This window comes from Bradyrhizobium sp. (genome assembly GCF_036009065.1).
In the GTDB taxonomy this organism is placed as follows: Bacteria; Pseudomonadota; Alphaproteobacteria; order Rhizobiales; family Xanthobacteraceae; genus Bradyrhizobium.
Map to the genome: position 1 here is coordinate 1 of NZ_DASYMN010000085.1, position 5,241 is coordinate 5,241.

6 protein-coding genes are annotated in these 5,241 nt (G+C 61.1%); 1 reads left to right on the forward strand and 5 read right to left on the reverse strand.

Translation table 11 applies throughout. The features are described 5' to 3' along the window. Positions 1 to 42: 42 nt before the first annotated feature. Positions 43 to 474: a SufE family protein gene (locus tag VGP39_RS05330; RefSeq protein WP_327567068.1), complete on the forward strand. Its 432-nt coding sequence runs from the start codon at positions 43 to 45 to the stop codon at positions 472 to 474. Between the two features lie 12 nt (positions 475 to 486). Here VGP39_RS05330 and VGP39_RS05335 read toward each other — a convergent pair whose 3' ends face one another. The 5 genes from VGP39_RS05335 to VGP39_RS05355 form a co-directional block, all read right to left on the reverse strand. Then, positions 487 to 1,197, reverse strand: a complete 711-nt coding sequence (locus tag VGP39_RS05335) for an ABC transporter ATP-binding protein (protein WP_327567063.1) — start codon at positions 1,195 to 1,197, stop codon at positions 487 to 489. Beyond that, positions 1,197 to 1,970, reverse strand: a complete 774-nt coding sequence (locus VGP39_RS05340) for an ABC transporter ATP-binding protein (RefSeq protein WP_327567064.1) — start codon at positions 1,968 to 1,970, stop codon at positions 1,197 to 1,199. Before VGP39_RS05340 ends, VGP39_RS05335 begins: the two co-directional genes overlap by 1 nt. Then, positions 1,967 to 3,148 (reverse strand): branched-chain amino acid ABC transporter permease, encoded by a 1,182-nt coding sequence (locus VGP39_RS05345; protein WP_327567065.1) that lies wholly within the window; start codon positions 3,146 to 3,148, stop codon positions 1,967 to 1,969. Before VGP39_RS05345 ends, VGP39_RS05340 begins: the two co-directional genes overlap by 4 nt. Then, entirely contained in the window at positions 3,135 to 4,055 is a 921-nt protein-coding gene (locus VGP39_RS05350; RefSeq protein ID WP_327567066.1) for a branched-chain amino acid ABC transporter permease, read from the reverse strand. Before VGP39_RS05350 ends, VGP39_RS05345 begins: the two co-directional genes overlap by 14 nt. Positions 4,056 to 4,286: 231 nt before the next feature. Next, the coding region (locus VGP39_RS05355) for a branched-chain amino acid ABC transporter substrate-binding protein (protein WP_327567067.1) at positions 4,287 to 5,241 on the reverse strand (955 nt) is incomplete at its 5' end.

A 5,241-nucleotide genomic window follows, 5' to 3' on the forward strand; every position in this document is an offset into this window, starting at 1 on the left:
CGCGGTCCTATATATGTCCCACAAGGAGACATCCGGGCCGCGATGACGACGATCGACGAAATCAGGGACAATTTTGCGCTGCTGGACGACTGGGACGACCGCTACCGGTACGTCATCGAACTCGGCCGCACGCTCGACCCGATGCCGGAGGCCGAGCATTCCGCCGCCAACAAGGTGCAGGGCTGCGCCAGCCAGGTCTGGCTCTCGCGCAAGCTTGTCCGCAGCGGCACAGGCAAACCGCTGCTGAGCTACCTCGGCGACAGCGACGCGCATATCGTCCGCGGCCTGATCGCGATCCTGCTGACGCTTTATTCGGGCCGGACTCCGCAGGAAATCCTGTCGACCGACGCGATTGCGGTGTTCGACGAATTCGGGTTCCGCGAGCACCTGACGCCGCAGCGTTCCAACGGCCTGCGCGCCATGGTCGAGCGCATTCGCACCGACGCGCGCGAGACGCTGGCGGCGGCTTCCTGAATTGAAGCGAATTCACGCGAAATAAGCATCGCGCACCTCCTTGCGGACCGCGAGTTCCGAAGGTGTTCCGCTGGTCGCCACGCGGCCTTTTGACAGTACAAAACCATGATGCGAGATGGCGAGTGTCTGGTGCACGTTTTGCTCGACCAGGAGCACGGTAATGCCGCGCTCGTTGATCCGGCGGATGATATCGAAGTTCTCCTTCACCAGCCGGGGCGACAGCCCGAGCGAGGGCTCGTCGATCAACAGAAGCTTTGGCGCTCGCATCAGCCCGCGCCCGATCGACACCATCGCCTGCTCGCCGCCCGACATGGTGCCCGCCAGCTGCGTCCGCCGCTCCGCAAGGCGCGGATAAATGCGAAAGATATCGGCCATGCGCGCCTGCGTGACCTTTTCCGAAGTCTCCTGATAGGCGCCAACACGCAGATTTTCCTCGACCGTAAGCTTAGGAAACACCTTGCGCCCCTCCGGGATGCAGGCGATGCCGGCCGCTATGATCCTGTGGGTGGGAATTCGCGTAATGTCGGCGCCGTCGAAAACGATGCGTCCAGCGCGCGCCGGCGTAAGGCCCAGAATCGAGCGGACCAGCGTGGTCTTGCCGGAACCGTTGGAGCCGAGCAGGCAGGTAATGCTGCCGGATTTCACCGCGAGCGAGACGCCTTGCAGCACATCGGCCTTGTCATAGGCGGTGTAGACGCCGTCGATCTCAAGCATATCGGACATCATGCCACCCCGAGATAGGCTTCCTGCACCTGCGCATCGGCGGCGACCTCGCGATACCGGCCTTCGGCGATCTTGCGGCCGAAATTGAGCACGACGCAACGATCGGTGATGCGCTCGATCACTCCCATTTCGTGCTCGACGATGATGATCGTCAGCTCTTTGTTGCGCTCCCGGACGAGGAGAATGTCATTCATCAGTTCCGCCGTCTCGTCGTGCGTCATGCCGGCGGACGGCTCATCGAGCAGCAGCAATTTTGGCTCGCTGATCAGGGCGCGGCAGATCTCGATGCGGCGGCGGTCGATCATCGGCAGGCCGGCGACCGGCTCCAGCATGCGGCCGGCAAGCGCCGGCTCGAACACCTCGACCAGCGCGCGCGCAGCCAGATAGCTCGCCTCGAATTCAAGCTTGAACTTGCCGCGCCTGACCAGATTGAACCAAAGCCCCTGATTGAGGCGCTTGTGGTTGCCGATCATGATGTTGTCGAAGATCGACAACGACAACGACAGGCGCGAACGCTGAAAGGTTCGCGACATTCCGGCCTGATAGACCGCACGCGAACTCGCATTGGTGATGTCGACGCCATCAAAGGTCACGCGTCCGGCATCCGCACCGTAAATACCCGTGATCACGTTGAAAAACGTCGTCTTGCCCGAACCGTTCGGGCCGATCAGGCCGACGATTTCGTTCGGCGCAACGCTGAGATCGAGACTGTCGAGCGCCAGCACGCCACCGAACCGCCTGGACAGGCCATGGGCGTCCAGCAGGTTCGTCATGGCCGCCATCCCGGAAAATAGCGGCGTACCGGACGCGGCAGCAGGCCTTGCGGCCGGAACAGCAGCACACCGATCACCAGCAGCGCGTAGAGCAAAAAGCGATATTCCTGGATCGTCTGCAATTTTTCGGGAACGATCACGACAATCAAGGTCGCGACGATGAGTCCCCAGGGATTTCCAATGCCCCCGAGCAGGAGGATTGAGACCAGGATGAGCGAGTCGGCGAAGGTATAGTTGTTCGGCGCAACAAAGCTTCCGACCATGCCGAACAGCGCGCCGGCAATGCCGATGAGAAAATTTCCGATCAGAAACGCCGTGATCTTCCAGCGTACGATATCGAGGCCGAAACAGCTCGCGGCGGTCTCGTCCAGCCGCAGCGCATCGAGGTTGAGCCCGACCCAGGATCGTTCGAGCCGCCGCACCAGGATGAACGCAGCAATCAGCAGCAGCAGGCTGACCACAAGATAGTTCATGTAGAATGACAGCGAGACCTTTCCGATCGACACATTGTCGTTGAAGGTCCAGCCGAGAATTTTCATGCCCGGCACCTGCAAGCCCTGCGGCCCGCCGAGAACGTCGTTGACCTCGAGAAAGGTCTTGAACAGCAGGGCAAAGGCGATCGTGACGACGGCGGCGTAATGTCCCCGCGTGCGCAACACCGGCAGCAGCAGCAACGAGCCGATCAAAGCGGCGAGCACGCCACCGATCGCCAGAACGACAAGGTGAGGCAGTGCCGTATGGGCGTTGAGAACGGCCGAGGTGTAGGCGCCGATGCCGAAAAACGACGCGCCGGCGAAATTCAACACGCCGGCATAGCCGAACTGAATGTTCAAGCCGAGCGTCGCCACGGTGGTGAGCAGCACCGTGGTGACCAGCAGCAGGACAAAATGGTCCTCGTGAAAGACGACGGCGACCGCGAAAGCCGCCAGGATTGCAAAGCCGCCAAGCACATCCTCGTGATCCTCGAAGGAACGGCCGGCGTGATCGAGCAGCCGCGACCATGCCGCGGCAATAACGGCGGCAATGCCTGCCGCAAGCAGCGAAATGATCAGCGCCTGATTTTCAGCGGCGAGCAGTGCGATCAGATACAAGGTCGCGGCTGCCAGCGCGATCAGGCCGGGCCACAGCGCCGCATCGGTCTTTTCCGCCTTGCCGGCCATCGGCTCACACCCGCTCACTGATCTTTTCCCGGATCAGCCCGGTTGGGCGCCAGGCCATGATGGCGATGACGACCGCAAAGGCGAACACGTCCTTATAGGCGCTGGCGAAGGGCAAGAGCACGGTGCCTATGGTCTGCAATCCGGCGAACAGAAAGCCGCCGAGTATAGCCCCATAGACGCTGCCGAGCCCGCCGATGATCGCGGCGGAAAAGCCGATCACGCCGAGATAGAGGCCCATGCCGAAGTTGATCTCGTTGTAATACAGGCCGTTCATCACGCCTGCGAAGGCGGCAAGGCCGGAACCGATCGCGAAAGTTATGAGCACGATGGCGGTGAAATTGACGCCCATCGTGCGCGCCGTCTCCTCATCCTGCGCAACGGCGCGGATCGCCAGTCCAAGCTTGGTACGGTTGAGCAGAAATTGCAGGCCGACGATCACCCCGGCGCCGGCCGCGAGCATGAGCACATTGTCGAGCCGCAGGTTGAAATTGCCGAGGTCAATCGAGCTGCGCGGCAGCAGCGCCGGAAACGGTTTCGGATTGGCGCCCTGCGGATAGAACAGCCGCACCGATTCGCGCAGCACCGTGCCGAGCATCAGGGTGATCAACAGCGTGTTGAGCGCCGGCGCCGAGCGCAGCGGCATCACGAGATACCGCGCGATCAGCATGCCGAGACCAGCCATCGCCAGCGTCGCAACCGCGAGCATGACCACGAGATCGATTAACTGGGATTTGAAACCAAGCGCATTCAGACCGGCGAAGCTCGCCAGCGCCGCAAAGGCGCCGACCGTGACCACATCGCCATGCGAAAACTTGATAACGTCGAGGACGCCAAAGAACAGTGTGAAGCCGACGGCGACCAGCGCATACATCATGCCGAGCATCAGCCCGTTCATGACGTATTGAGTGAACAGCCCCGCATCCATGATGTCGTCTAAAGCGTGATGAATTCAGGTTGAAGCGGCTCCTTCTCACCTCTCCCCGGAGGGGAGAGGTCGAAGCCGGAGCGCCAGCGAAGGCTTCGGGTGAGGGGCTTCTCCCCGCACTCGGGCGCGCAGCAAAGCCCCTCACCCGCCGCGCATCTGACGATGCGCGGCGACCTCTCCCCTGCGGGGAGAGGTGAGCCGAACATCATCGCGATACCCTCGCTCATAACCCTATTTCTGTCCGGGCAACTTGCGTTTGCCGCCGGCGTATTCGCTTTCGTCCCACTCGACGAACTTGCCATCCTGTATCACGTATTTGGTGATCACGGGCACCGTATTCTGGCCGTGATCGTCGAAGGTGATTTTTCCGACGATCGAATCGCGGTCCTTCACTTTGCCGAGCTCGTCTATCACCTTCTTGCGGTCGGGACCTGTCTTCTCGATGGTATCCAGGATCATGTCCATCGCCGCATAGGCGAAGGCGCCATAGGCCTCGGGCGGGTTGTCGTATTTCTGGGCATTGTATTTTTCCATGAAGAATTTGCCGCCCGGCAACTTCTCGGTCGGCGCGCCTTCGCGGAAGGCAAGTGCGCCTTCGGCCAGCGGCCCGAGGCCCTGGATGAAGGCGTCGGATACGATGCCGGAAGTCCCGTCGAACACCGCCTTAACTCCGAGCTTGTCCATTTGCGAGCGGATGCGGACGCCTATCGGGGTCAGCCCGCCGAAATAGATCACCTCGGGATTGAGTGACTTGATTTGCGTGAGCTCGGCGGTGAAGTCCTGCTGTTCGGCTGTCACGCCAAAGGTTCCGACGATCTTCGCCTTGCCGATTTTAGCCAGCGACTTGCCGAAATATTCGTTATGTCCTTTGCCGTAATCGGTGGTGTCGTGAATCACGGCGACGGTCTTGTAGCCGAGATTCGAAATCAATTCCGCGTTGGCGTCGTTCTGGTTGATCATCGTGCCATTGACGCGGTGAATTTCCGCGTATTTGTTGCGATAGGTGATGTCGGGCAGCACGGCGCCCCAGACGATCACCGGAAACCCGAACTTGTGATAAGTGTCGACGGTCGCGATCGCCGTCGATGAACAATAATGCGTGGCGCCGGCGATGATGTCCTTGTCGGCCGCCATTTTGGTGGCGACCTGAACCGCCACGTTCGGCTTGCACTCGTCGTCGAGCACC